Here is a 25408-nt window from a genome sequence, read left to right as displayed (position 1 = left end):
CCCGGCTATCCTCGGCAGTCGGGACAGTGGGAGGGCGGGCGTGATGGACACGGCTACGGTGGTGTTCCTGGCCGTCGGCGGCGCCGGTGTCGTCGTGCTCGCCCTGGGTTTGCTCGGTGCCGAACTGCTGCATTTCGGGCATCCCGATGTGGATGGGCCGGTTTCCACGGAGACGGTCGCGGGTGTGGTGGGTGCGTTCGGGTTCGCCGCCGCGATCACCAGTTCACTGCTGGGTGCCCGTACGTCGGTGGAGATCCTGGTGGCGGCGGCCGTGGGCGCGGCAGTGGCGGTGCCGGCCGGTTACCTCGCGATGCGTCTGGGTCGTGCGGCGCGCACCATGCGCACCGACGGCACCCCCACCCGTCAGGACATGATCGGGACGCTCGGCGTGGTGGTCACCCCGATCCCGGCGGGCGGGTACGGAGAGGTCCGGCTGCGGATGGGCGGTCAGCCGGTGAAGGTCAACGCCCGTGCGGACCGGCCGGTCCCGATCGGCGCCGATGTCTTCGTGATCGAGGCGCCCAGTGATACCAGCGTCGTGGTCGAGCAGACCGGGGCGTTTCAGCAGAACTAATCCCCCGAGGAAGACCCGTGACCCCTCTGCTTCTGTCGATCGGTGGCTCCGTGCTGCTGGTCGTGCTCGTCGTGCTGTTCATCCTGTCCCGGATCAAGGTGGCCGGGCCCAACGAGGCGTTCATCGTGACCGGCCGTAAGGGCCGTGCGGTCGAGGCGGCCGACGGCACCCGGGCCACCGACCTGTCGGGTCAGAAGGTGGTGATGGGCGCGTCGGTGTTCGTCGTGCCGGTGGTGCAGAAGTTGCAGTCGCTGGACCTGTCGAGCCGGCGGATCCACGTGGAGATCACGGGCGCGGTCAGCAAGCAGGGCATCCGGGCGAACCTGCAGGGCGTCGCGATCGTCAAGGTCGGCGGGACCGAGGACGCGATCCGGGCGGCCGCGCAGCGCTTCCTGCACCAGCAGTCGGAGATCGAGGAGTTCACCCGTGAGGTGCTGGCGGGTGCGCTGCGGTCGATCGTCGGGCGGCTCACGATCGAGGAGATCATCCGGGACCGGGCGGCGTTCGCGTCCGCGGTGGCGGAGGAGGCCGAGCATTCGATGACCAACCAGGGTCTGGTGCTCGACACGTTCCAGTTGCAGGACATCATCGCGGAGGGGTCGTACCTGCAGGATCTGGGCCGGCCGGAGGCCGCGCGGGTGCTCAAGGACGCGGCGATCGCGGAGGCCCGGGCCCGGCAGGCGGCCGAGCAGGAGCGGCTGCTGGCCGAGGAGGCCATCGCGGAGGCGAACCGTAACCTGTCGCTGAAGCAGGCCGCCATCCAGGCGGAGATCGACGCGGCGAAGGCGAAGTCGGCTGCGGCCGGCCCGCTGGCCCAGGCCGAACGCGACCAGGCGATCCTGGCGGAGCAGCAGAAGGTGGCCGAGCGTAACGCCGAGCTCAAGCAGCGGCAGCTCGACACCGAGGTGCGCAAGCCCGCAGACGCGGCCCGGTACAAGGTCGAGCAGGAGGCGGAGGGTGCGCGGCAGGCCGCGATCCTGCGCGCCGATGCCGAGCGGCAGGCCACGATCGCTGCCGCGCAGGCGTCCGCCGAGCAGGCGCGGCTGACCGGTGAGGGTGAGCGGGCGCGGCGTGCGGCGCTGGCCGAGGCGAACGCGATCGAGGGCGCCAAGGAAGGTGAGGCGGAGCAGCTTCGGCGTACCGCGATCGCGGACGCGACGGAGCGAGAGGGCGCGGCGGACGCATCCGCGATCCAGGCGCGCGGCCAAGCCGAGGCCGAGGCGATGCGCGCCAAGGCCGAGGCGTTCTCCGAGTACGGCGACGCCGCGGTTCTCGACCTGATGCTGCGGGTGCTGCCGCAGGTGGTGGACGCGGCGAGCCGGCCGATGAGCGCGATCGACAAGATGACCGTCATCTCCACGGACGGCGCGTCGACGCTGACCAAGTCGGTGGCCAGCAATGTGGCGCAGGGGCTGCAGCTCGGCAGCGACCTGACCGGGGTGGATCTGGCGGCGTTGCTGGCGCGGTTCGGTGCCTCCCGCAACGGTGGTTCGGCGCCGGTCGTCAACGGGGGTGCCGTTCCGGCCGTGGAGCCGAAACCGGCTGATTGATCCGGTCTCAAGGGGGCCCAGGAGCGCGGTTTTCGTGCCCTGGGCCCCTCTTTTTGCGGTGCAGCCGCCGCCCGTTCGGGCGGGCCGGTCCGGCCGGGCCAAGTGGATCACCTGACCGAAAGTACGACCTGCAACCTCGTCGCACCCGAGCGGCACCGCGGGTGCACCCGGCGGCCCCGAACCTTCTTCGGAGGCCATCCGGGGTGGCATGGCCGATCGGGGGATACGGCGTGGATCGCACGAGCACGGGGACGTGGGTGACCGCGGGCGACACGGTGCCTGGCGGTGCCGCGAAGGCGAACCGGACACAGACGTATCGCGGAGGACGAATCGCCCAGCCGGGCATCCCGGCCTCGTTGGCGCGTACGGCCGGGTTCGCCGTCGTCTACGCGGCCGCGATCCTTGCCGGTCGGATGACCGTGATCAGCGGCAGCAGGCTGGCCCTGATGTGGCCCGCCGCCGGTGTCGCGATGATCTGGTTCTGTGCCCAGCGCCGTTCGCGGGTCCGGTGGGCCGACTATGTCGCGCTGACCGTGATCGCGTTCGTCGGAAACTCGTTCACCGGGACCGGCCCGGTCCTCGGCGTGTTCCTGGCGATGGCCAACCTCGTGCAGGTCAGCGTCTTCATGATGCTGTTCACCTGGAGGAAGCCCACGCTGTGGGGGGCGGGCGGCAGTGCCCGTCTGTCCAGCCCGCGGGATCTGGGCTGTGTGCTCGGCATGATCGTGGTCGCTGTGGTCTGCAGCGGGATGATCTGTCACGCGGCCCTGTGGCTGTTCCTCGGGCAGGCGCCCGGGCTGTCCGTCATGGCGTGGCCGGCACGCGAGCTCGCCAGTGCCGTCGTGCTCGGTACGGCCGGGCTGTGGTTCGGTCCGGCGGTCAGTGCGTTCCGGGAGCGGCACGGGTCCGTGGCCGGCTGGTGGCGCAGCGCCGACCGGGCGCTGCGGGCCATGTCTGCGTGGCGGGTCGCCGAATATCTGGCGGTCGCGCTGTGCTCCGTCGTCGCGTACCTGATCGGATTCGTCTACGACGACGGGCTGCCGCTGGCCTTCCCCCTGATGGCGTTCACCGTGTGGGCCGCGGTCCGCCTGCGCACCGGTTTCGTCGTGCTGCACACTCTCGCCCTCGGCGGCGCCGCGGTGGTGTTCACCATGCACGGCGAGGGTCCGATGGCGGAGGTGGCCGACCCGCAGATGCGGGCGCTGCTCGCCCAGTTCTTTGTCGTACTGGTCGCGGTGGTCGGGCTGGCCCTGGCGCTCGGCCGCGACGAGCGGGCCTCCCTGGTGAAGGAACTGGCCGCGCAGAAGGAGCTGGAGACGCGGCATGCCGCGCTGATGGGTGCGGTCATCGATTCCATGGCGGACGGCCTGTCGGTCATCGACGCCCAGGGCCGCGTGGAACTGCGCAACCCGGCCGGCGTGCGCCTGTTCGGCGACGGGACGGAGACGGCCGAGGCGGTGCACCGGGTACGCCAGCTCGACGGCACCGCGCTGACCAGCGACTCGCTTCCCTCGGCGCGCGCTCTGGCCGGCGAGAAGGTCGAGCCGGTCGACGTACTGGTCACCGACCCCGAGGGCAATGACCCGCGCATCTTCCGGGTCTCCGCGACCCCGCTGCAGGACGCGTGCGGCGCCCGCCGCGCGGTTGTCCTGTTCCACGACGTCAGCGCCGAACGCCGCCATCGCGAGCAGCTCGCCGGGTTCGCCGGTGTGGTCGCCCACGACCTGCTCAGCCCACTGACCGCGGTGGAGGGGTGGACAGACGTCGCCGCCGAGGCGTTGGACGCCGCCCCGGAGCACGCCGCGCTCGACCGGTCCCGGGACAGTCTGACCCGGGTGACGCGGGCGGCGACCCGGATGCGGGGGCTGATCAACGACCTGCTCGCGTACACGACCGCGCGTGACGCGGAGCTGGCGCAGGACCTGGTCGACCTGGGCACCATGGTGGCCGACATCGCCGCCGTACGGACCGACGCGGCGGTCGCCGCGGGCAGGCCGGCGCCGCAGGTGACCGTGGGCCGGCTCGACCCGGTGCACGCCGACGTGGGGGCGGTGCGTCAGCTCCTCGACAACCTGATCGGCAACGCCGTGAAGTACACCGCCCGGGGGGTCGTCCCGCAGGTGCACGTCACCAGCGCCAGCGTCGACGGGATGGTGCAGGTCACGGTCGCCGACAACGGTATCGGCATCCCGGCCGGGCAGCACGCGGCGATCTTCGACGACTTCCACCGGGCCCACGAGGGCGCCGGGTACGCCGGCACCGGGCTGGGACTGGCCATCTGCCAGCGCATCGTCGCCCGCCAGGGTGGCACGATCCGGGCGGAGGACAACCCGGGCGGCGGATCCCGGTTCACGTTCACCCTGCCGGAGGTGGACCCCCCGGCCCCGGGCGGGCACGCGGAGCTCGCGGCGCTCACCGCCACGCTGCCGACCACATCGGCGCCGACGCGTGGCGTGTTCACGGCCGCTGCAGTGGTGTGAGCCGCACGCCGCAAACGCACCACCTACCCTGATGATCGTGGAAAACGGCGGCGGGACACCGGACAACGAGCGCCTCCGTCGTCTCGAGGCGGTCACGGACGCGACCCTGTCGCGCCTGGACGTCTCTGACATGCTGGACGAGCTGCTCGATCGTGTCCGTGACCTGCTGAACGCGGACACGGCTGCGATCCTGCTGCTCGACCCGCATTCGCAGCAGCTGGTCGCCACCGCGGCCAAAGGGCTGGAGGAAGAGGTGCGCCGCGGCGTACGGATCCCGCTCGGGCGTGGCTTCGCGGGCCGGATCGCCCGGTCCCGCCAGCCTCTGCTGCTGACCGACGTGACCGCCAACGACGTGATCAACCCGATCCTGCTGGAGCGGGGGATACGGTCGCTGCTCGGCGTGCCGATCTTCCTCGGGGGTGACGTGGTCGGTGTGTTGCACGTCGGGGCGTTGAGCCGGCGGGAGTTCAGCGCCGAGGATGTCGGCCTGCTGCAGCTCGCCGCGGACCGCGCCGCGGTGGCCGCGCAGATCCGTACGCGCAAGGCGGAGCAGACCGCCGCACTCGCGTTGCAGCGGAGCCTTCTTCCGCCGACGTTGCCGACCCTGCCGGGGCTGTCGTTGGCGGCCCGTTACGTGCCCGGCCACGAGTTCGGCATCGGCGGCGACTGGTACGACGTGTTCGCCCATCCGTCGGGCTGGCTGGGTGTGGTCATCGGCGACGTCGCCGGTCACGGGCTGGCCGCGGCGGTCGTGATGGGACGTGTTCGCAGCGCGTTGCGGGCGTACAGCCTCATCACCCATGATCCGGGCGAAGTGCTGACGATGCTGGACCGCAAGGTCCGCCACTTCGAGGCCGGGAGTCTCACCACCGCGCTCTACGCGATGATCTCACCGGACCGGGAGACCGTGCTGATCTCGTCCGCCGGGCACCTGCTGCCGGTGCTGGCGGTGCCGGGCCGGCGTACGGCCCTGGTCGACGCGCCGGTCGACGCGCCGCTCGGGGTGGGCCGTACACGTCGAGGCCGCCACACGACCACGGTGGCGATGCCCCCGGGCGCGCTGCTCGTGTGCTACACCGACGGTCTCGTCGAACGACGCGGCGAGATCATCGACGTGGGTGTTGACGCGCTCATCGACGTCGTGCGGCCGGACGATCCCGAGTCCACCTGCGGCAGCATCATGGCCCGGCTCGGACGGGCACAGCCGACCGACGACATCGCGATCCTGGCCATCCGGCGCGAGCCCGAGAACTGAGAAGGCGGTGTGCGCGGAGCGGATTTCCCGCCCCGCGCACACCGCCTCGGTGTGCTACTGGTTCTACTCGCCGGCCATCCGGATGCCGGACAGCCACCCGAACTTGCCGGGTGCCGAGGTCCAGCTCTGGAGCGGCGTGTTGAAGCCGCCGTCCGCCTTCGAGGTGAAGGTCTGCCAGGTCAGGGTCTCGTCGTCCTTGCCGACCAGGGCCGCCAGGTCGTCGCGGCCGTCGCCGTTGTAGTCCGCGGCGGCCAGCTTGGTCCGCTCCCACTTGCCGAACTGGGCGGCGTTCGAACGCCAGGAGCTGAAGGCCCCGTTGAAGCCGCCGTCGGTCTTCGCGGTGAACGTCATCAGCGCCAGGTCGCCGCTGGCGTAGTTGTACATGCCCGCGACGTCGGTGCGGTGGTCCCCGTTGAAGTCACCCGCGACGATCTTCAGGCGGGGGATCTCGCCCCAGTACGGCTCCGGGGCGCGGTACCAGGACCGGAACGGGTTCTGGAACGTGGTGCCGTCCGGGTTGGACAGGAACGAGATCAGGCCGACGCTGTGGTCCGCGTACTGGTAGAACGTGCCCACGTCCGCGCGGCCGTCACCGTTGAAGTCGCCACTGAAGATCTTCATACGGCCCAGCTCGCCCCAGTACGGCTCCGCGGCGTGGAACCAGGCGCGGGTGGGGGTGCCGAACGTCCCGTCGGCGCGCGCGGTCCACAGGAACAGCCCCATGCTGTGGTCGGAGTAGTTGAAGAAGCCGGCCAGGTCGGTACGGCCGTCGCCGTTGTAGTCGCCGCTGGTCATCCGCAGCCTGTCCCAGGAGCCGAACGACTTGGACGTCCAGGAACGCGCCGGCGCCTGGTACGAGCCGTCCTGCTTGCCCAGGAACGTGTCCAGCGTGTACCCGTTGTCGGTGGTGCCCTGCAGCACCGCCTGGTCGGTCACCCCGTCGCCGTTGAAGTCGCCGTTGAAGTCCGTGAGCCGGGCGATGTTGTAGCTGCTCGCGGCGCTCTTGTAACCGCTGCGCGGGTAAAGCGCGCCGTTGCCGTCGGAGTTGAAGCTGAACGGGCCGACCGCGCCGTTGGAGTACGCGTACAGAAGGGTCGGCTTCTTGCGGGCGGCCGTGTCCTTCGCGACGGCCTCGTCCTGGCCCTTGAGCAGGAACGTCTGCAGCGCGAGCAGCGTGCCGGTGTCGAGGGCCTTCTGCGCGGCGGCGGTCAGGTTGGGCTGGAAGCCGGAGCGGCGCGCGGCGTCCAGGGTGTCGGACACCCGGGACTTGTAGCCGGCCAGTTCCTTGGCATCGGCGGCCTGCTCGTCGCGGGTGTTCGCGGCGGCGCCGCCGGTGAAGATGAAGTCGGACAGGGCCTTGTCCAGGTCGCTGTCGCTGCCCGCGGTGAGGAGCGCGGCCTGCGCGGCCAACTGCACCTCGGTGCCCTTGGCCTGCTTGCGGATGGCCTGCACGAACTCCTTGTTCGGCGCGACGACCAGTTCCTCGGAGACCGGGATCAGCAGGAGCTGCAGCAGGGCCCGCTTGCCGTCGGCGAGCTGTGCGGCGCGCAGCTTCGCGGCCTTGTCGCCGTCCGCCTTGGCGATGGCGTCGGCGCGGTCCTGCTCGGCGGCGTTCTGCGCGCCACCGGCCAGGAACGCGGTCCAGTCGTCCTGGGTGCTGCCGTCACGGATCGCCTGCTTGGCGGCGGCCCACACGCGGCTGTCCGGGTCGACCCGCTGCCACACGCTGAAGATGAAGTCGCGGTCGTTCTTCTCGATCAGCGCGGTGTCCTTGGGGTCGAGCCCCACGGTGACCGCCACGGAACGGCGGACCGCCTTGGCCTTCTCGGCAGCGATCTCGACCTGGGCGTCGTCGGCCTCGGCCGCGAAGATGCCGGTCTTGATGAACGCGTACGCGGCGTCCGAATCCTCGTCGGTGTATGCCCGCAGCGCGGCGGCCTTCACGAACGTGCCGTCTTTGGCCGCTCGCCACAGGGCGAGCACGAACTGCTGGTCGTTGTAACCCAGCATTCCCGAGTCGGGGTTGATGCCCAGCACACCGGCGGCCTTGACCTTGTCGACGTCGTCGGCCCGGTTCGTCGGTTCGGCGACCGCCGCCGCGCCGGCCTGCGCGCCCGCGGCGGGCGTGGCGGCCATGCCGGCCGTGGCCGGAAAGACCGCGGCCAGGGCGGCCGTCACGCCGGCCGTGGCCGCCTTCGCGCCGGCCCAGCCTCGGGCACGGCCCATCACTTTGCTTCGTGACACTGTGAATGCTCCCCGATTGCCTGCCGGTACCACCGCCGCCGTCGGGGCGTGTGCGGCAGGAAGCCCACGCCCGGTTCGAGTACGGCTACGGATGTCGACGTGTCGACCGCGATCGTCCGATGCGGTCGTCACCCCGCGCAGGCTGAGAACAGCGTCGGCGGAGTGACCGCAGGCAATGTAAGCCATCCGTGCACGTCGCGCCGCCGGGGGCGGTCCGGGGGCCGGACGGCACACACGTCGTTTCGACGCGCAGCGAGCGGCGCGCCACGCATGGCTATCGCAGCCCGGCGCGGCGGTCCGGTTTGCACGCTGATGGTCACGTACGGCGGTGCCCGGCCCGCCGCGGAGGGCAGCGGCCGAGATAAATGTGATTTTCGGCTCCATCGACGAACATGGTCGGCGCAAATCATCCGTAAAACGGCATGGATTGATGTGCGATGTCGCCGCCCCCTGTTATTACTATCCGGCGACGTCATCCGTGGTCGTCGACGTGCCGCAGCGGCGGCACACCACGTGGAACTTCTGTCATGGGGGAAGCTTTGCTGCGTACGCGTACTCGCATGTGGGGGATGCTGGTCGTGCCGGTCGCCCTGGTCTCCGGGGTGACGGTGGCGTCCGGTGCGGCGCTGGCGGTGCCGAGTGCCGCGGTCGCGGCCGACGCGGGTTCCAGCACCAATGACCGGTACAAGCAGTTGGTGCGCCGGCTCATGGACAAGGACCCCCGCTGGGAGGTGCGCTCCGCCGCCCGTTCCGCCTTCGTCAGCGACAACGCGAACGCGGCGACGGCGTTCTTCGCCTCCGGCGGCGGGTACGAGGCCGCCCGGGACCGCGCCAGCAAGAACGCGTCCCGCAACGACCTGATCATCTCCCGGACGATCGCGACCACCACCGAGCAGACCTCGCCGATCGTGCACCTGACCGCGATCCGCGCCTCGCACGGCACCCTGGACGAGAAGGACCGGTACGTGCGTACGGGGCTGAAGGAGGCGCAGGACCTCGACGCCAAGCACTCGCCGGTGGAGCGCGCCAAGCAGCAGGCCCAGCAGGACCGCGACTACGTGGCCGACCTGGCGCTGCACGCGGCGGGCCCGTGGGTGCGCGCGGCAGCGCAGCGGGCCGTCGACGTGGGCACCAACGACGAGATCGCCGAGTTCTTCAAGTACTCGTGGGCCAGCGCCGCCGACTGCGACCAGCAGGCGCACCGGATGGACGCCGCGGAGCAGGACATGCGGTTCCGGCACCGCCTGGACCAGCTGGTCGTTACCGCGCAGCAGGCGCAGGAGGCGTACCTGGCGGCGTCCGGGGCGGCCAAGGACAAGGCGGCCGAGGAAGCGCGCTCCGCGTGGCAGGGGGCGGCTGACCTGGCGAACACCACCCAGGCGTCGTGGGAGGCCGAGCAGCAGCTCGCCGCCACGCAGGCGCAGGAGTGGGCGCGGGTGCACGACTTCGCGCTGACCGCGACCACCGGCCAGGACTGGAAGACGATCGCGGCCCGGGCCGAGGCCACCGGCGGATCGTGGGCCGAGGAACTCGCGTGGGCGCAGGATCAGTCGCGACAGTGGACCGAGCTGTCGCAGGCCATGCTGGCCAACGCCATGGCGATCCCGGTTCCGGCCCCCAGCAGTTCCGCCCCGGCCGGCGCCTGACGCCGCCCTCGAATCGGTGCAGGGCCTCGTCGGCGACGACGAGGCCCTGTCTGCGTTTCGTGTCACCCGACGATTGCCCGCCATTACCGGCGGATCCCGATCACAGAGGATCTGACCCCGTGCGCATGCCGTTGACACATAGAATCCGGCGCGGCGTCGTCACCATCACTGCCGGCCTGCCGGCCTGCCGACCGCGGTGTCACGGCGCACCCGGCGGCCGCGGTGGCCGTACCGAAGCAGGCCACTGCGGCGCGCCCCGCCCTCCGGCAGCTCACGTGGTCGGTTCGCCGCCGGCATGGCGAGCGGGCGAACGTGACTTCGGTGATCCGTCGCTAATCGAGGTGAAGAGTGGGCCGCCGGGGACTCGAACCCCGAACCTATGGATTAAAAGTCCACAGCTCTGCCATTGAGCTAGCGGCCCGCCGATTCAACAGGCTACCCGAGCCTCTGGCAGGGAGTCGCGCGGCTTTCCGGACAGCCGGTCGGGCCGGTCCATCCCGGCGACCGTGCGGCTGTTTCCGCAGCGTGGCGGACTGCACCCTGGCCCAGATCCGCAGTACGGGCGAGGGAGCCGGGCGGGGGGTTCGGTGATCGTCTCCCGCAGCGGTGCGATGGTGCCGTGGCAGGCTGGGGTACGTCGGCCGCCCATGCGTGGTCACCTGCTGTCGATCTCCCGCGCGTACCGGTACGGCAGTCTCCCCAGGTCAGCAAAGGTTGGTAGCGCTTGGGGTGCCCGTCTCGTACAGGTGTTTGTCATCGAGGCTCCAGGGTCCACCGAGCGCACCCGTGCATCGCGGTCCTGAGCGACAAACGAGGGCGGCGTCCCCTGGTGCAGGAAATGCGTACCGCGTGACGTCTAGGCTGTGGCCGTGTCGCGGGAGACCTCAGGCGTGTTGCTGGAGATGCCCAGAACCCGCACGCCGGGCCTACGGTTCGAGGTGGCAGCCGGCAACCGGATGCTGCTACGGCAGCACGACAACATCGTTCTCTTCGCCCGGGTGCTTCGGAATCACTTTGGGGTGAGCGTCTACCGCACCAGCGCGTACGAGTCTCCGATTCCTCCCATTGAGGCTGCGATGGCTCGCCGGTTCACGGCCGAGAAGCCGAGCTCTTCCGCGTGGCTCGACCGGTGGGCTCATCGGTACGCCGGTTGGTTGGTCGACGCGGAAGATGGCCCGCTGCATTGCGGCATCTGGCTGCTGGGGCAGCGCGATCTGCCGGAGTACTGTCTGACGACGGACCTGGTCGCCGATTTTCCGGCCGCCCATCTGGATTGGATGGCGCAAGGGTGGAACGGCGTGCTGCCGTTGCGGAAGCTTCCCGACCGTGACGCGGCTCGCGTGAAGGCGTTCCGTAAGCAGGCAAGGGATCGTGTGCTGCCGCCGCTTCTGCTCTGGTCCGTGAGTGGACTCGACGGTTACCTGCTCCTCGACGGACATCACCGGCTGGCCGCAGCGAAAGCCGAACAGATCCGCCCCGACGTGCTGCTGTTGGCGCGCCACACCGCCTCGGACCAAGCGGCCGAGCCCAAAGCCAGGGCATGGCTGCACAACGGCGGCGCCGCAGCGTGGGAGCAGAATGTGCAGCGGGCGGCTCCAGGATGGGAACGCCGTGGCGAGTGACCGCCGTGCCACACAGTGGGACGACGAGCTGCCGATGCCACGCGGGTATTGCGACCGGGCCGGCGGTGGCCATGACGAATCAAGATCTCGCCTCTGCACTGAATGCGGAATTAGGTATGGACTCGCCGTACCGTTTCGTTCCGGTTGGCCGCGAGCAAGGTGATGAAATAGCGATACTGAGTCATATGGGCAAGGCCGTGGCCGTGCGCCCTTCGATGGCCGACGGATATCGGTGTACCTTCTGGTGGAAGGGCCGACAGCAAGCACACGGAACGACGGCAGAGACGCCTTCTGTCGCCGATGCGGCGCGCCTATGGGTTGAAGGAGTGGGTCTGCGCAGGTTATCCGCCCCATCATCCTTTTGTCGGGTATTCCGAGTTCCAGCTGGCCTACGAACGGGGAGATGCCCTTGAGTATCAGTGGCAGGTCGTCCTCCAGGACGTAGAGGGCAATTTCCGAAATTATCGCGATCTTGTGATTTTGGCTTCTGAGGAGCCTGGCCTGCGGCGGCGCTTTCCGAGGCTGGGACATCGTTTTGTGCTATCCGAGAATGAAGACAGTGCGAACGCGCTTTTCTCGATCTTCATGATTCGACCAGGATGGTATGCGTCTTACACGTCGGATGGTCGCGGGTTTGAATTCGAAGGCACCGCACGTGAAATCGTTGCCATCATGACCCAGAGCATCCGGACCCGAGGCGCCTGACTGTCTGTACGACTGGCCTGCGGGATCTGTCCACGAGGCACCCGTCGCGTGTCGTCACGTCCCCCGGCGGGCGTGCCTGCCCAGATGTGATTCGGGGGAAGGCGCCTTGCGCTGGATCGCTGGTGGATGTTCAAGTATCCCGGACGATCAACTCAGTCGATGGCGGTCGCGGCGTCGCGGTTGTGGAAGCCGCACCACGCAGGACCGCTCGCTGCGTGATCCACAGGCTCGATACGGGGAGAAACCTTCAGTGTCATCACACAGATTCACCACCGGCGTGCTCGCGGCCGGGCTTGCTCTGACAGTCTCGCTGTCCGGCGGGGCGGCGGTACCGGCCTGGGCGGCCGGCGGGGCCCCGTCCGCGGGGGCGTCCGCGCTCGTGGCCGACCCCACCAACCGGGCCACCGACGAGGACAAGGTCAAGGCCGCCGGTGCGCTCGGCATCAACCCTGGCTCGGACATGCTCGTGCTGAACGACCAGGACTTCGTGCTCTCGCTCTGGCGTCAGGCCAAGGACGGCTCGTTCGTCAAGGCCGCGGCGCTGCGCGCGTACGACACCAGCGAGCCGGACGCCGCGTACGAATTCATCAAGACCGGGATCTTCAGCGCCGCGCAGGTCGACGCGGAGGCGGAGATCGCCGAGGCCCGGGCCCGCGCGGTGCGCCGGTCGGTCGCCGTCACGGTCGGGCTGGACCCGTCGGACACCGCGCTGATCGAGAAGGGTGACCGGGACTTCATCTTCAGCGTCTGGCAGCGGGTCACCCCGGAAAGCCATGTGTGGACCGCCGCCAAGCAGGCGATCCGTGACGGCAGCACCCAGGACGACTGGACCGCCTTCCTCACCACCGGCGCGCAGGCCGCGGCGGAGCGGGACATGAAGGAGGCCATCGAGAAGGCCGACGCCGAGCAGGCCGCGAAGCTGGCCGCGCAGCAGCTCGCCACCGCGAAGCGTTCGCTGCTGCAGCTCCTGCTGCTGCCGGTCACCGACGAGCTGATCAACGCGCCGAACCGGCAGTACGTGTTGAGCATCCACAATGCCGCGAAGGGCACCGAGGTGGTGCTCGCGTCGCAGGCCGCGCTCAACGCGGCGGACGCCGACCTGGACAAGGCGCTGAAAGACTTCATCTTCACCGGCGGCGCCGCGGCCAACAAGAAGGACGAGGAGGCCGCGGCCGCCAAGGAGCTGGCGGCTTACCGTACGCGGGTCACCGCGATCCGCGACGCCGCCAAGCTGGACGGGTTGGAGACTTACCTCGTCGAGGCCGCCAACGCGGCCCTGACCTCGGGTACCTTGCTGGCGCTGCAGACGTTCGTGCTGAAGGGCCAGGACGAGGCACGGGTGAAGGACCGTCAGGCGCGTGCGACAGTCGTCCTGTCCGGCACCCGCGTCGGTGTGCTCGACGTGGACGGCAACGCGTACGTGAAGGAAGGCGCCGTCGGCTCCACCGCGTGGGTCAAGCAGTACGGCGGGGTCAAGCAGATCGTCCTGGCCGGCAACCGCGTCGGCGTCCTGGCCTACGACGGCACCGCGTACGTCAAGGACGGCGCGCTGGCGTCCGCCGGGTGGACCACGATGTACACCGGCGTGAAGCAGCTCGCGTTGACCAGCAACCGGGTCGGCGTCCTCACCTATGACGGCACCGCGTTCGTCAAGGAAGGCGGCCTGAGCACCGGCTGGGTCAAGGAACAGACCGGTGTGAAGAAGCTTGTCCTCTCCGGTAACCGGATCGGCATCATCAACACCGCGAACACCGCCACCGTCAAGGACGGCAGCCTGAGCGCGGGCTGGGACGAGCAGCACACCGGCGTCACGCAGCTCGAACTGACCAGCAACCGGGTCGGCGTGCTGACCAGCGCCGGTGTCGCGAGGGTCAAGGACGGTGCGCTGAGCAGCAACGCGTGGGTCAACGAGTACACCGGCGTCAAGCAGCTCGCGCTGGCCGGTACCCGGATCGGGGTCATGCAGCCGCCGAACATCTCGGTCCCCGAGAAGACCATCCCGGACAATGCGCCGGGGCGTGGTTTCGTCAAGGAGGGCGCCCTCAACGCCGGCTGGACCGTGGTGCAGCCGAACGGCGTCATCCGGATCGTCTTGGACGGCAACCGGATCGCCGTGCTCCTCGACGCCGGCACGGTTTTGGTCAAGGAGGGTGCCGTCAACGCCGGATGGGTGACGGTACGCACCATCGACGGCCTCTGATCGACGGCAGCAACGAGCCGGTCACGCTTCGGCGTGACCGGCTCGGTCATTTCCGGGTGTTACACCCGGCACTGCCAGCTTCGTGCGTTGTAGTAGTTGACGAACCGTTCGACCGTGGCGGTCCGGGCGGTCGTGTACTGACACACCGCGAGCACGTTGATCTGGAAGTACGTCGGTCCGGCGCGGCTGTACGAGACGCATTGCCAGTCGTACACGCTCGATCCGAGCAGCACCGACGCGCTGTGCCCGGTGGACGTGCAGTAGCGCTCGAAGTCCGGGGTCGTGACGGTGGCCGTCACGCGCCAGCATTCGACGGACGCCGGATCGCGGAAGCTGCCGATGCGGTCGACGGCGCTGTCGGTCGCGTACGTCCACCGGCAGGCCTCGTCGAAGCGCAGGTCGCCTCGGCTGCCGTCGGAGCGGAAGCAGTGCCAGTCGTACGCGGTCGCGCCGGTCAGGCCCGCGTCGGCGTAGCCGAGCCAGCGGCAGTAGGCGCCGAGATCCAGCCCGCCGAGCCGCTGGGGTGATGGGGCTGCGGCGCTGGCGGGGCTGACCGCGGTCAGCATGCCCGCGAGCCCGATGAGCAGGGCGAGCAGGACCTTGCCGATCGAACGCATGGCTCTCCTGGGAGGCGTGCGGGAGCTCCGGCCGGAGTGACCGGATGGTCCCGTTTGGATGATTGATGGCAGCCTATGCGCCCGCAGGAAATCTGCAAACCCTTGCAACGAGAACGTAATTGCTTTCACTGGTGGAGACATCTTGCGGCGAAGCAGGGGGTGTGGGCCAGGTCAGGCCACCCCGTGCCGGGCGTCACCCGGCACGGGGTTCGCCGCACCGGGCGCCTCGGCCCGGCCGGGTCGGCGTTGCGGCTGCGCATATCGCGGCGCTGACACCGGTTGCGCCGCGGACTGGACTTCGGCGAGGTCGGCCAGGTCGATCCCTGCGTCGGCCAGGATGCGGTGCACCGCGGCGATGCTCAGCCAGTCGATCTCGTTGTCGTCGTGCCGGACGCGATACCAGCGGGATCGGCCGCGCTTGACCACCTCGACGCACCAGGCGCCGTCCGGGGTCTGCATCGCGTATTCGATCACCGCATCCATCCGGCCGACGCTACGCCCCAGCTCAGCCACGATGCATCGGGTCGCCGGGAACTACCCCGTGGTAGTTCCCGGCACCCGGTCGAGTTCCGCCCGGAATTCCGCCACGATCTGCCGCAGGCGGGCCGGCCCGGCCCCGTCCAGCACCTGCCGCATGAGCGCGGAGGCCACCACGACCCCGTCGGCGGCGGTCGCGGCCTGCGCCGCCTGCGCGGGCGTGGACACGCCGAATCCGATCAGTACGGGCGGCCCGCCCGCCTGGCGCGCCGCCGCCGCCAGCCCGAGTGCGCGTGCGTCGAGCGTGTCCCGTTCACCGGTCGTGCCCATGGTGCTGACCGCGTACACGAAGCCACGGCTGCGGCGGCAGATCTCGCGTACCCGGGTGGGTGGGGTGCTCGGCGCAACGAGCTGGACCAGGTCCACGCCGTGCTCGGCGGCGGCCGCCGCCAGTTCCGTGGCCTCGTCGCCGGATCCGGCGGGGAGGTCCGGCACGATCAGGCCGGCGACTCCGGCCGCGGCCAGCCGACGGCAGAACTGCGTCACGCCCGCATGCACGACCAGGTTGGCGTACGTCATGACGACCGCCGGCACGCGCAGGCGGTCCCGCACCGCGGCGATGTCGTCCAGAATGCTCTGGACCGTGGCGCCGCGGGCCAGGGCGCGGTCGGACGCCTGCTGGATCGTGGCGCCGTCCAGCATCGGGTCGGAGAACGGCAGCCCCACCTCGACCGCGTCGGCGCCGCCGTCCTGGCAGGCGAGCAGGTACGTCGTCCAGTCCGCAACGAGGCCGCCGGTCACGTACGTCACGAGGCGCGGGCGGGAAGCGTCGCGCATCGCCTGCTCAAGGGGAGCCACCGCGTGAGGGGCGCTCATCGGGCGTCCGCCGTCATCAGCGCGGGCATGTCCTTGTCGCCGCGTCCGGACAGGGTGACCAGCACGGTGGATCCGGTGGGCAGTTCGGCCGTGCCGGCCGCGCGCAGCACCCAGGCGATCGCGTGCGCCGATTCGAGGGCGCACAGGATGCCTTCGGCGCGGGCGAGCCGCCGCAATGCGGGCACCACCTCGTCGTCGGCGACGGTGACGTAGCGGGCGCGCCGGATGCCCCCGAGGTGGGCGAGCTCGGGGCCGACGCCGGGGTAATCCAGCCCGGCGGCCATGGAGTGCGCCTCCGCGACCTGCCCGTGCTCGTCCTGCAGGACGAGGGTGCGGTAGCCGTGCACGATGCCGACGGCCCCGTCCGACATCGCGGCCCCGCCGGCGGCCTCGACGCCGATCAGCCGTGCGTTCGTGTCCACGAATCCGGCGAACGTCCCGGCCGCGTTGGAGCCCCCGCCGACGCACGCGACGACGTGGGTGGGCACGGCGGTGGGCAGTTCCGCGGCACACTGTGCGCGGGCCTCTTCGCCGATGACGCGCTGGAATTCCCGGACCATCCACGGGTACGGGTGCGGGCCCATCACGGACCCGACGCAGTAGTAGGAGTCGTCGACCGCGGTGACCCAGTGCCGCATGGCCTCGTTGCACGCGTCCTTGAGCGTGCGGCTGCCGCTGCGGACGGGGACGACCTCGGCCCCGAGCATCTTCATCCGGAACACGTTGAGTTCCTGGCGTTCCATGTCGCGTTCGCCCATGAAGACCGTGGCGTCGAGGCCGAACAGTGCGGCGGCGGTGGCGGCAGCCACCCCGTGCTGGCCCGCGCCGGTCTCGGCGAGCAGGCGGCGCCGGCCCATCCGGTGGGCGAGCAACGCCTGACCCAACACGTTGTTGATCTTGTGTGAACCGGTGTGGGCCAGGTCCTCCCGTTTGAGAAGGACCGTGACGCCGAGTTCCGCGGAGAGGTTCACCGCCGGGGTCAGTGCGGTCGGGCGGCCCGCGTGCACCGCGCGCAGCCGTTCCAGCCGGTGGTGGAACGTGGCGTCGGACCAGGCATCCCGGAATGCCTGCTCGACCTCGGCGCACGCCGCGACGAGGGACTCGGGTACGAAGCAGCCACCGAACTCGCCGAAGCGCCCACCGGCGTGGGGCTCGGCCATCAGTCCGTGGGGGGCAGCGCTGACCAGCGACATGTCATCTCCCAAGAGTTCTATAACTCTTAGAGAGAATGCCCGTGAGTTCTAGAACTGTCAAATGGTTCGGCGGGGCAGTTCACCCGGGCGTCGAACGCGGCACGCGCCTCCAGCACGTCGGCGAGATTGGCCTCGGCCCAGTCCCGTACGCCGAAGAGCAGGACGACCGCGCGCCGGCCGAGATCGGTCAGCGCGTACTCGACGCGCGGCGGAATCTCGGGGTACTGGGTGCGGGTGACGAGTCCGTCGCGTTCCAGGGCGCGCAGCGCCTGGGTGAGGCTCTTCTGGGTGATGCCGTCGAGGCGGCGGCGCAGCTCACCGAACCGGAGCGGTCCCTCCTGGAGCGCCGGGACGATCAGCACCGTCCATTTGCTACCGATCACCTCCAGTACGTTGCGGGACGGGCACGCTCGCAGATATGCGTTGGCGCCACCACGACTTCGCAGATCGCTCAAAGTATCCATCAGGTACCTATATACCTTCCAGGTGCCTACTTTCCACCGGACCCCCGCATGCGAAACGATCGATGCCGGGCGCGATCGGCGCCACGGGGGGAGCCGTGATGGGCGATCGGCGATCAGCAGAACCATGGGCCATGGCCGGGCGGGCGGTCCTGGTGACCGGCGCGACCAGCGGAATCGGGCGGGCCACCGCGCTCGCGCTGCACGCTGCCGGCGCCACGGTGCTCATGCATGCGCGCACACCGGAGCGGGCCGCGGATGTCGTCGCCACGGTGGCGGCGAACGGGGGTCCGCGGCCCGTTCCGGTGTCGGGCGATCTCGGCTCCCTCGCCGGCGTGCACGCCCTGGCGGCCCACGTGCAGGAAGTGGCCCCCGGCGGGCTGCACGTCCTGGTGAACAACGCGGGCGGGGCGTTTGCGCAACGCGGGTTTTCTCCGGACGGCGTGGAACGAACGCTTGCGGTGAACCACATTGCGGTCGCCGCGCTGACCCGGGTGCTGCTCGGTGCGTTACGCGACGGGGCCGCTGCGTCCGGGCGGCCGTCCCGGGTCGTGAATGTGTCCTCATCGCTCGAAAGGCGGGGTAATCCACACCTTGTGGATTGGTCGTATCCGGGCCGGTTCAGCCAATTCCAGGCATATTGCGACGCAAAGCTGATCAACCTGGCATACAGCTACGCGCTGGCGGCCGAGTGGGCCGACATCGGGGTCACGGTCAATTCCGCCGACCCGGGCAGCGTGGCAACCAGCTTCGGGCGAAATTCGGGTGGAGTGTTCCGGATGTTCCAGTCATTGGGCCGTCCACTGCTGGCCACCCCGGAGAAAGGTGCGCGGACGAGTATCCGGCTGGCCGCCGATCCGACATTGGACTCCGAAACCGGCGGCTATTACCGGGCGGGCCGGCCGCGCACGTCGTCCGCGGTGTCCCGGGACCCCGCCTTCTGGGAACGGGTGCGGCGGCGCACCGCCGAGGTGCTCGGCACGCCCGCCCCCTGATCGATCAGCAGGACCTCCAGGCGATCCGGTACGTCGTCCCGAAGCTGCCGTCGGTGGAGTCCATCACGATGAAGTTGCTCTGGGCCGTCGCCGTGCCCGCGTCCACCGTCAGCTCCGTGTCGATGGTGAACTTGCGGGCCTTGCCGCACGGGCCGAACACGACCGGCTCGGTGCGGTCGGTGACCTGCCAGTCGTCCGCCCACGGACCGGGGAACGGGTGCTCGACCGGTGTGGGCTGCGGGTCGCCCTGAAACCGGTAGCTTGCCCGCAGCACGGCGTTCGCGCCGCTCGCCAGCGACGCGAAGCCCCGGTAGTCGGCCTGGGTCACCGCGTACGCGACGCCGTCGGGCACCTGGAGCTGGACGGTGAGCTTGCACTTGCGGGTGGCGTCGCCGGTCTTCGCGCCCGCGCCCGCCGCTGCCAGGTACTCGCTGTAGGTCACCGTGAACGCTTCCCGGTCCGGGGACAGGGCCACTGCGACGGTGCCGGGGCGGCAGCTCGACCCGTTTGCGGTCACCACGTCGATGACCACACCGCCCGGCGGTGGCACCGTCGCCGTACCGGCCAGCACCGGGCCTGACGCGGCGACGACCGCGGCCAGCAGGGTCCACTTCATGGCGTCACTCCCTGGTCGGCTGCACTGCGAGGGCCCCGTCCAGATCGGACGGGGCCCTCGCCTGCGCGGGTAGCGGTCAGCACTGCCGCCACTGGAACTGGACGAGCGTGTAGACGTCACCGTCGGACGCACGCAGCGAGATGGAGCTGGTGTGCGACGACGAGCCGGCGTCGACCCGTAGCTCGGTGTTGACGTTGAGGCTACGCGTCACACCGCAGGGCGCCCAGACCAGCGCGGTGGCGGCGGTGATGTCCGTCGTGCGGAAGCTTCCGTCGAACGGGCCGGAGAAGTAGTGGTCGGCGTAGGTGTTGTTGGACGATCCCTGGAGGTAGTAGTTCGTGCGCTCCAGGGCGGTGGCGCCCGGCTCCAGGTGGGCCCGGCCCCAGTAGTCGGCGCGGGCGATCGCGTACGTGAAGCCTTGCGGGATGTGCACGAGCAGGTTGACCTGGCAGTTCTTGCGCACGTCGGTGGGGTTGGCGGAGCCGCCGTCGGCGGCCCGGAACGCGGAGTAGTTGATCCGGAAGCCGGTGTTGTCGGGCTGCATGGAGGCCCATGCCGAGCCGGCGGGGCAGCCGGAGCCGTTGACGGTCTGCACGTCGAGGGTGACCTCGCCGCTGGGGGGCGCGGACGAGTCGTCGGCGTGTGCCGGGCCGGACAGTGACAAGGTGGAAAGAGCGGTCACGGCGGCGATGGCGAGCCAACGCGCGCCGGTCAGCCTGAAGGTCATGGGGGTTCCCTTCCTGGGCGTGTCCCGGAGATTGCATATCGACCTCAGTCAAAGCCTAGGCCGAATGCTAGCCATACCGCTTCCGAACAACAAGAACTTCCTGCCCGGTCTTCAAAACTGTACGGAGAATGGCGACTTCTGGATCTTGCTGTGCGGCCTTTATTCGGTTATTTCCGACTAAATGGTAGGCCCATGATCGTTTTATTGACGCCCCTGGGGCCTCCTGCCATTCTGGGGAGTCCAGCCCCGAATTCATCTGATGATTCCTCCCTGCACATTGACTGCCTTCGATTTGGTAAATAGCATGGCCGCATCACGGACGCCGCTGAGGCTTTTGGAAGGAGTCCTTATGCGCAAGGCGTTGACCATTTTCTGCGCCATGCTTGGGGTGTTGGCGTCGACCTTGTTTGCCGGCCCGGCATCCGCGGTCGGCTACCTTGACCTGCCGGTGCCCCCGCCGACCGACCGCATCGTCATCGACGTGGTGACCGTCAACGGCACCGGCTGCCCACCCGGCAGCGCCGCGATTGCGGTGTCGCCGGACAACACCGCTTTCACCGTCACCTACTCCGCGTACACCGCTCAGGTCGGCGTCGGGGCTGCCCCGACCGACTGGCGGAAGAACTGCCAGCTCAACATCGTTGTCCACGTCCCGCAGGGCTTCACCTACGCGATCAGCAAGGTGGACTACCGGGGCTTCGCCTCACTCGCCTCCGGCGCCAGCGCCATGGAGCGGGCGAACTACTACTTCCAGGGCTCGTCGCAGACCGCGTACATCAACCACAACTTCAACGGCCCGTTGGGAGACGACTGGCAGGCCACCGACGAGGTAGCGGTTGCCGCCCTGGTCTGGGCGCCTTGTGGGGCGCTGCGCAACCTCAACATCAACACCGAGCTGCGGGCCATGGCCGGCACCTCGGACACCGCTCACACGACGAGCTTCATCGCGATGGACTCCACGGACGGTGCGATCGACACGACGTACCACTTCGCTTGGGCCACCTGCCCCCACTGACCGCCCGACACGGAGCGGACCGGGCTTGATCCGTGAACCCCGCACCAGCGGGGAACGGCCCAAACCTTGGCGGAAGCCCCACGGGCTGGTCAATGAACCACCGTCGCGCCGGCTGGCACCCCAGCCGGCGCGACCCCCGTTTCCCCTTCGCCTTCGGCGCCGCCGCCACCCAAAGGCGACCCAAAGATGATCGCTGATCATGTTCCGACGTACGCGCGTGGCATTTTCCGCGCGCCCGACGAAGGAGGAACACATGCAGCGACGGACGGCCGCCCTGGTCCGGGCCCTGATTGTTCCGGCGGTCATCGCGGTGGGCAGTCTGGCCGTGGCCACCGCCGCACAGGCAAGCACGTCGGTGCCGCTGCCCCAGTGGACGCGCGTGGCACTGATGCCGATCATCGGCTCTGGTACGCACCCGGTGGAGAGCGCCGACGACCTGAGCGTCGCGCTGATGCCGATCATCGGCTCTGGTACGCACCCGGTGGAGAACGCTGACGACCAGATCGTGGCGCTGATGCCGGTCATCGGCTCCGGGACCGTACCGCTGGAGTCCGACGCCTCCTGAGCGGCCCGCAACGGCGGAGGTCGATGGATTCGGCCCGTGCCGAATCCATCGATGGAGGTGGCGCTGTACGGCCATCCTGTCCTCATGCCCGAGGCCGTCTCCGACATCCGCACGCCGACGTTCCGCACCTGCGTGGATGCGGCCGTCGTCGGCTCACCCGCACGCTCGGGCGACCCGGACGCCACCACCGTGCTCACGTACGCGGACGCCGGTGACTGGGAGAGCGCGGCCGCGGCCGCCGGCCGGGTCGCGTCGAGGTCGGGGCCGCTGACCCCGGCCGAAGCCTGGCCCACGGTGATGGTGCTCTACCTGCAGGGCGACGTGGCGGCCGCCGAGGCGGTGCTCGCCCGTGCCGGTGTGGACGGTGCGATCGCCCACCCGGCGACGGCGGACGGTGCGACCGCCGACCTGGCGACGGTGGACGGTGCGCCCGCCGACCTGGTGGGCTCTATGACCGCCGACCTGGCGACGGCGGACGGTCTGACCGGCGCGACGGCCGCCGACGGTGCGTTCGCCGACCGGGCGGCGGCGGACGATGAGGGCGCCGATTCGGCGAAGGTGGCCGTTCACGACGCGGCCGGCGCGGACGCCGACCGGGCGCTGCTCGCCGCGTGGGAGGCGAGTATCGCGTGGGCCCAGGGCAACGCCGCCGACTGCCGCCGCGCCGCCACGCGGGCATTCCGGCTGGCCCATGCCGCGGGCGATCCGCGCGCCCTGGCGGCGGCCCATACCGTGCGCGCCCTGCTTGCCGCGGCCGTGGACGACCGGCGCGCCAAGGACCGGCACGGCGCTCTCGCTCTCGCCGCGGCGGAGCGCTCGGGCGACCGTACGTTGCAGCTGCGGGTACGGGTGAACCGCGCCTCCCAGCGTCTGGAGGAGGGCGACCTCGCCGGTGCGCGGCGGGAACTCGACGCCGCCGCAGCCCTGGTGGCGCGCCCCGGTCCCGCACCTCACCCGGCGATAGCGGGCCTGGCGCTGCACAATCACGCCGACCTGGACCTGCGGGCCGGGCGGCTGACCGTCGCACGGGACGGGTTCCGGGCGGCTGCCGCGCGGTTGCAGCGGGCCGGGGCGGCCACCGTGGCATACCCCCTCACCGGGCTCGGGCAGATTCACGAATTGCGCGGCGACCTGCACCAGGCCAGGGCGGCGTACGAGGAAGCGGCGCTGGTGGCCGACGGGGGTGGCCTCGCCACCGCCCTCGGCCCGGCGCTGTGCGGCCTCGCCCGGGTCCTCGGCGCGATCGGCGACCCGGTGGCAGGACATGCCGCGGCTCGCGCACTCGCGGTCGCGACCGGGCCGACCCGGGCGGAGGCGTACGCCGCGGCGGGCTGGGCAGCCGCGGCCACGGACGAGGCAGCCGCGCAGGTCCACGCGGACAACGCGATCATGTTCGCCCGGACGGCGCGTAACCCGGCGGCGCTGGCGGACGCGCTCGAACTGGCCGCCACGATCGCGGCGCCCGGCGGGGCCGAGCCGCTGCTGGCCGATGCGGCCCGCGTGTACGCCGACATCGGCGACGTGGTGGGCGCGGCCCGGGTGGCGCTCGCGCAGGCCCGTGCCGGGCTGGGCCGCCGGCCGGCTGCCGACCGGGTCCTCGCGGAGCACCGGCTGCGGATGCTCGGGGCGGACCCGTTCGCGGGGACTCGTTCGCTGGCCCGGTCCGCGGGTACGGACCCGGTGTGCGTACGGATGCTCGGGTCGTTCGCGGTAGTGCGGTCCGGGGAAGAGGTTCCCGCGACGGTGTGGCAGAGCCGTAAGGCGCGGGATCTGCTCAAACTCATCGTCGCGCGACGGGGCCGGCCGTCCAGCCGGGAGGCGCTGGGCGAGGCGTTGTGGCCGGGCGCGGACAACGTCGCCAACCGGTTGTCGATCGCGCTGTCGGTGCTGCGGACCGTCCTCGACCCGGATCGGACCGTCTCGCCCGGTCATTACGTGGTCGCCAGCCCGGCCGGGGTCGCGTACGACCCGCGGACGTTGTGTGTCGATGTGGACGTGTTTCTTCAGCTTGCGGCGGCGGGGCTGGGGGGCGCGGCGGATGCCGAGGCGCGGCTGCTGCTGGCCGCGGCGGCCGCGGCGTACACCGGGGATGTGCTGGACGACGAGCCGGATCTCGCCGTGGCCGGGCCGCTGCGCGAGGAGGCGCGGGCGGCGTACCTTGCCGTGATGCGCACGCTGGGTGCGTTGTGCGCCCGGGCCGGTGACACCGACGGCGCGGTGCGGGCCTGGTTGCGGGTGCTGGAGCGGGATCCGTACGAAGAGGACACTGCCATGCGGATGGTCGAGGCGCTGGTCGCGGGCGGGCGCCACGGCGAAGCGGCCCGGCACCACCGCCGCTACGCCGAGCGGATGCGTGAGCTCGGGGTCGTGCCCCGCGACTTCCCGGTCGGCCCTACTCAGGGTCGATGTTGACCAGGAAGAACACCGGCCGCCGGCTGGGGAAGAACATCCGCCCGCTGGCGTCCACCATCTTCCACCCCACCCAGCACACGCCCGGCTTCCTCGGTGCCTTCACGTGGACGCTGATGTGGACCTGCTCGCCCGGCAGCGTGTCACCGATCGGCACGCGCTGCGGGTAGCGGCATTCGGTGCCGTCGTCCTTGCCGGGCGGGTCCTTGGGGACCAGGTAGCGACCGTGCCATCCGACCGTGCCGGTGTTGGCGATCGCCCACACCTTGGTGAACTCCTGGTTCACCTTGTAGTGGTCCCCGTCCTGGACGGTGATGTCGCCGACGAACTTGCTCGCGTCGCCGGGAATCAGGGGCTTCGACGGGTCGGCGGACACCGGAACGGTCGGCGTCGTCGCGGACGTGCCGGCCGAGTCACCCGCGGCCACCGCGGGCGGATTGTGCCCGGAGCCCACCACCTGGACCAGAGCCACCGCGCTCAGCACCACCAGGACCGTGGCGGCGGCCCACAGGATCGAGCGACGATCCTGGCTGAGACCACCCGCGCGTGGCGACCGTGTGGCTGCCGGTCTTCCCGCGGTCGGCCCGGTCGGGGCCGGCTCCTTTTCGGCCGGAGCCAGAACGGCCGGTTTCGCTGCGGCCGGTGACGAGGCGACGTCCATTGTGGTCGTAGGTGCAGGCTCGCCCGCCTCGACTGCCGGTGGATCGACGGCGCCGGCGGGCGAGTCGCTGGAGCCAGGGACATCCGTGGTCGTCGACCGGGAGGGGTCCGGCGGGGTGCCGGTGGCACGTTGTGCACGTTCCCATCGGCCGCGCCACTCCGTTTCGTTGCCGCCGCACGCCCGGACGAACTCTCGGGTCGTCTCCCACGACGGGAAACGGTGCCCCGCGGCGGCCTCGTGCAACGTGGTGTGGGAGATGCGGCCGGAGCGCCCGGCCATCACCCGGAACGACGGTCGTCCGGCGCGGTCGCGCAGGTCCCGTAGTTGCTCGGCGAGCGGTCCGACCTGGCCCACACCGTCCGCCGCAACTGGGCTGACCTCGCGATTCATCCGTCTTTCCCCCAGCCAGACGCGTGCGGACAGTTGTCCGAACGCGTCAGAGGCTACCGAACGACACCCCGGGATTCGCATCGTGGTCGCGCCAATCCACCGGGGCGCAGGTGCGTCACGGCATCGAAGG

21 protein-coding genes and 1 tRNA gene are annotated in these 25408 nt (G+C 70.4%); 12 read left to right on the top strand and 10 right to left on the bottom strand.

Features of this window, described 5'->3' with window-relative positions; genetic code table 11:
• The first annotated feature begins 43 nt into the window (after positions 1–43).
• The 4 genes from ACMCNK_RS20475 (at position 44) to ACMCNK_RS20460 (ending at position 5859) form a co-directional block, all read left to right on the top strand.
• Positions 44–574, top strand: a complete 531-nt coding sequence (locus ACMCNK_RS20475; RefSeq protein ID WP_412738006.1) for a hypothetical protein — start codon at positions 44–46, stop codon at positions 572–574.
• Between the two features lie 17 nt (positions 575–591).
• Positions 592–2124 (top strand): flotillin family protein, encoded by a 1533-nt coding sequence (locus ACMCNK_RS20470; protein ID WP_412738005.1) that lies wholly within the window; start codon positions 592–594, stop codon positions 2122–2124.
• Positions 2125–2354: 230 nt separating this feature from the next.
• A complete protein-coding gene (locus ACMCNK_RS20465) occupies positions 2355–4604 on the top strand; it encodes an ATP-binding protein (protein ID WP_412738004.1) in 2250 nt (749 codons plus the stop codon).
• 37 nt (positions 4605–4641) lie between these two features.
• Positions 4642–5859 (top strand): PP2C family protein-serine/threonine phosphatase, encoded by a 1218-nt coding sequence (locus ACMCNK_RS20460; RefSeq protein ID WP_412738003.1) that lies wholly within the window; start codon positions 4642–4644, stop codon positions 5857–5859.
• Positions 5860–5922: 63 nt separating this feature from the next.
• Here the strand turns inward: ACMCNK_RS20460 and ACMCNK_RS20455 are convergent, their stop codons facing one another.
• Positions 5923–8085, bottom strand: a complete 2163-nt coding sequence (locus ACMCNK_RS20455) for an FG-GAP repeat domain-containing protein (protein WP_412738002.1) — start codon at positions 8083–8085, stop codon at positions 5923–5925.
• Positions 8086–8630: 545 nt separating this feature from the next.
• On the opposite strand from ACMCNK_RS20455, the gene ACMCNK_RS20450 reads away from it, so the two are divergent.
• On the top strand, positions 8631–9749 hold the full coding sequence (locus ACMCNK_RS20450) for a hypothetical protein (RefSeq protein WP_412738001.1): 1119 nt from the start codon (positions 8631–8633) through the stop codon (positions 9747–9749).
• A 349-nt stretch (positions 9750–10098) separates the two neighbouring features.
• Here ACMCNK_RS20450 and ACMCNK_RS20445 read toward each other — a convergent pair.
• A tRNA-Lys gene (locus tag ACMCNK_RS20445) sits at positions 10099–10170 on the bottom strand.
• A 448-nt stretch (positions 10171–10618) separates the two neighbouring features.
• Between ACMCNK_RS20445 and ACMCNK_RS20440 the strand changes: the two genes are divergently transcribed.
• The 3 genes from ACMCNK_RS20440 (at position 10619) to ACMCNK_RS20430 (ending at position 14276) form a co-directional block, all read left to right on the top strand.
• Positions 10619–11371: a ParB/Srx family N-terminal domain-containing protein gene (locus ACMCNK_RS20440; protein WP_412738000.1), complete on the top strand. Its 753-nt coding sequence runs from the start codon at positions 10619–10621 to the stop codon at positions 11369–11371.
• A 300-nt stretch (positions 11372–11671) separates the two neighbouring features.
• On the top strand, positions 11672–12076 hold the full coding sequence (locus ACMCNK_RS20435; protein ID WP_412737999.1) for a hypothetical protein: 405 nt from the start codon (positions 11672–11674) through the stop codon (positions 12074–12076).
• A gap of 250 nt (positions 12077–12326) precedes the next feature.
• Positions 12327–14276 (top strand): VCBS repeat-containing protein, encoded by a 1950-nt coding sequence (locus tag ACMCNK_RS20430; protein ID WP_412737998.1) that lies wholly within the window; start codon positions 12327–12329, stop codon positions 14274–14276.
• Between the two features lie 59 nt (positions 14277–14335).
• Here the strand turns inward: ACMCNK_RS20430 and ACMCNK_RS20425 are convergent, their stop codons facing one another.
• The 5 genes from ACMCNK_RS20425 to ACMCNK_RS20405 form a co-directional block, all read right to left on the bottom strand.
• Complete coding sequence (locus ACMCNK_RS20425; protein WP_412737997.1) at positions 14336–14893, bottom strand: hypothetical protein; 558 nt, start codon at positions 14891–14893, stop codon at positions 14336–14338.
• 171 nt (positions 14894–15064) lie between these two features.
• Positions 15065–15376, bottom strand: coding sequence for a hypothetical protein (locus ACMCNK_RS20420; RefSeq protein WP_412737996.1), 312 nt, complete (start codon positions 15374–15376; stop codon positions 15065–15067).
• A 51-nt stretch (positions 15377–15427) separates the two neighbouring features.
• Positions 15428–16246, bottom strand: a complete 819-nt coding sequence (trpA, locus tag ACMCNK_RS20415; protein ID WP_412737995.1) for a tryptophan synthase subunit alpha — start codon at positions 16244–16246, stop codon at positions 15428–15430.
• A complete protein-coding gene (gene trpB / locus ACMCNK_RS20410) occupies positions 16243–17439 on the bottom strand; it encodes a tryptophan synthase subunit beta (protein WP_412737994.1) in 1197 nt (398 codons plus the stop codon). The genes trpA and trpB overlap by 4 nt, the downstream gene beginning before the upstream one ends.
• A gap of 26 nt (positions 17440–17465) precedes the next feature.
• Positions 17466–17822, bottom strand: coding sequence for a winged helix-turn-helix transcriptional regulator (locus tag ACMCNK_RS20405; RefSeq protein ID WP_412737993.1), 357 nt, complete (start codon positions 17820–17822; stop codon positions 17466–17468).
• Between the two features lie 179 nt (positions 17823–18001).
• Between ACMCNK_RS20405 and ACMCNK_RS20400 the strand changes: the two genes are divergently transcribed.
• On the top strand, positions 18002–18895 hold the full coding sequence (locus ACMCNK_RS20400; protein WP_412737992.1) for an SDR family NAD(P)-dependent oxidoreductase: 894 nt from the start codon (positions 18002–18004) through the stop codon (positions 18893–18895).
• Positions 18896–18899: 4 nt separating this feature from the next.
• On the opposite strand, the gene ACMCNK_RS20395 is transcribed toward ACMCNK_RS20400, so the two are convergent.
• Together ACMCNK_RS20395 and ACMCNK_RS20390 are read right to left on the bottom strand one after the other, a co-directional pair.
• Entirely contained in the window at positions 18900–19511 is a 612-nt protein-coding gene (locus ACMCNK_RS20395; protein WP_412737991.1) for a DUF4360 domain-containing protein, read from the bottom strand.
• A gap of 76 nt (positions 19512–19587) precedes the next feature.
• Entirely contained in the window at positions 19588–20238 is a 651-nt protein-coding gene (locus ACMCNK_RS20390) for a DUF4360 domain-containing protein (RefSeq protein WP_412737990.1), read from the bottom strand.
• A gap of 349 nt (positions 20239–20587) precedes the next feature.
• Between ACMCNK_RS20390 and ACMCNK_RS20385 the strand changes: the two genes are divergently transcribed.
• The 3 genes from ACMCNK_RS20385 to ACMCNK_RS20375 all read left to right on the top strand — a co-directional run bounded on the left by ACMCNK_RS20385 (position 20588) and on the right by ACMCNK_RS20375 (position 24230).
• On the top strand, positions 20588–21253 hold the full coding sequence (locus ACMCNK_RS20385) for a DUF4360 domain-containing protein (protein WP_412737989.1): 666 nt from the start codon (positions 20588–20590) through the stop codon (positions 21251–21253).
• Positions 21254–21506: 253 nt separating this feature from the next.
• Entirely contained in the window at positions 21507–21818 is a 312-nt protein-coding gene (locus ACMCNK_RS20380; RefSeq protein ID WP_412737988.1) for a hypothetical protein, read from the top strand.
• A gap of 36 nt (positions 21819–21854) precedes the next feature.
• Positions 21855–24230, top strand: coding sequence for a BTAD domain-containing putative transcriptional regulator (locus ACMCNK_RS20375; protein ID WP_412737987.1), 2376 nt, complete (start codon positions 21855–21857; stop codon positions 24228–24230).
• On the opposite strand, the gene ACMCNK_RS20370 is transcribed toward ACMCNK_RS20375, so the two are convergent.
• Entirely contained in the window at positions 24211–25278 is a 1068-nt protein-coding gene (locus ACMCNK_RS20370; RefSeq protein ID WP_412737986.1) for an NBR1-Ig-like domain-containing protein, read from the bottom strand. The two genes, ACMCNK_RS20375 and ACMCNK_RS20370, sit on opposite strands and share 20 nt — an antisense overlap.
• Positions 25279–25408: the final 130 nt, after the last annotated feature.

Source organism: Krasilnikovia sp. MM14-A1259 (assembly GCF_047159535.1).
In the GTDB taxonomy this organism is placed as follows: Bacteria; Actinomycetota; Actinomycetes; order Mycobacteriales; family Micromonosporaceae; genus Actinoplanes.
The sequence above is the reverse complement of the archived record's forward strand: the minus strand, read 5'-3'. Positions and strand labels throughout refer to the sequence as shown.

Coding starts and splice junctions, on each gene's coding strand:
- ACMCNK_RS20475 (WP_412738006.1), top strand. CDS start 44: ATGGACACGGCTACGGTGGTGTTCCTGGCCGTCGGCGGCGCCGGTGTC.
- ACMCNK_RS20455 (WP_412738002.1), bottom strand. CDS start 8,085: ATGGGCCGTGCCCGAGGCTGGGCCGGCGCGAAGGCGGCCACGGCCGGC.
- ACMCNK_RS20450 (WP_412738001.1), top strand. CDS start 8,631: ATGGGGGAAGCTTTGCTGCGTACGCGTACTCGCATGTGGGGGATGCTG.
- ACMCNK_RS20435 (WP_412737999.1), top strand. CDS start 11,672: ATGCGGCGCGCCTATGGGTTGAAGGAGTGGGTCTGCGCAGGTTATCCG.
- ACMCNK_RS20425 (WP_412737997.1), bottom strand. CDS start 14,893: ATGCGTTCGATCGGCAAGGTCCTGCTCGCCCTGCTCATCGGGCTCGCG.
- ACMCNK_RS20420 (WP_412737996.1), bottom strand. CDS start 15,376: ATGGATGCGGTGATCGAATACGCGATGCAGACCCCGGACGGCGCCTGG.
- trpA (WP_412737995.1), bottom strand. CDS start 16,246: ATGAGCGCCCCTCACGCGGTGGCTCCCCTTGAGCAGGCGATGCGCGAC.
- trpB (WP_412737994.1), bottom strand. CDS start 17,439: ATGTCGCTGGTCAGCGCTGCCCCCCACGGACTGATGGCCGAGCCCCAC.
- ACMCNK_RS20400 (WP_412737992.1), top strand. CDS start 18,002: ATGGGCGATCGGCGATCAGCAGAACCATGGGCCATGGCCGGGCGGGCG.
- ACMCNK_RS20395 (WP_412737991.1), bottom strand. CDS start 19,511: ATGAAGTGGACCCTGCTGGCCGCGGTCGTCGCCGCGTCAGGCCCGGTG.
- ACMCNK_RS20390 (WP_412737990.1), bottom strand. CDS start 20,238: ATGACCTTCAGGCTGACCGGCGCGCGTTGGCTCGCCATCGCCGCCGTG.
- ACMCNK_RS20385 (WP_412737989.1), top strand. CDS start 20,588: ATGCGCAAGGCGTTGACCATTTTCTGCGCCATGCTTGGGGTGTTGGCG.
- ACMCNK_RS20380 (WP_412737988.1), top strand. CDS start 21,507: ATGCAGCGACGGACGGCCGCCCTGGTCCGGGCCCTGATTGTTCCGGCG.
- ACMCNK_RS20370 (WP_412737986.1), bottom strand. CDS start 25,278: ATGAATCGCGAGGTCAGCCCAGTTGCGGCGGACGGTGTGGGCCAGGTC.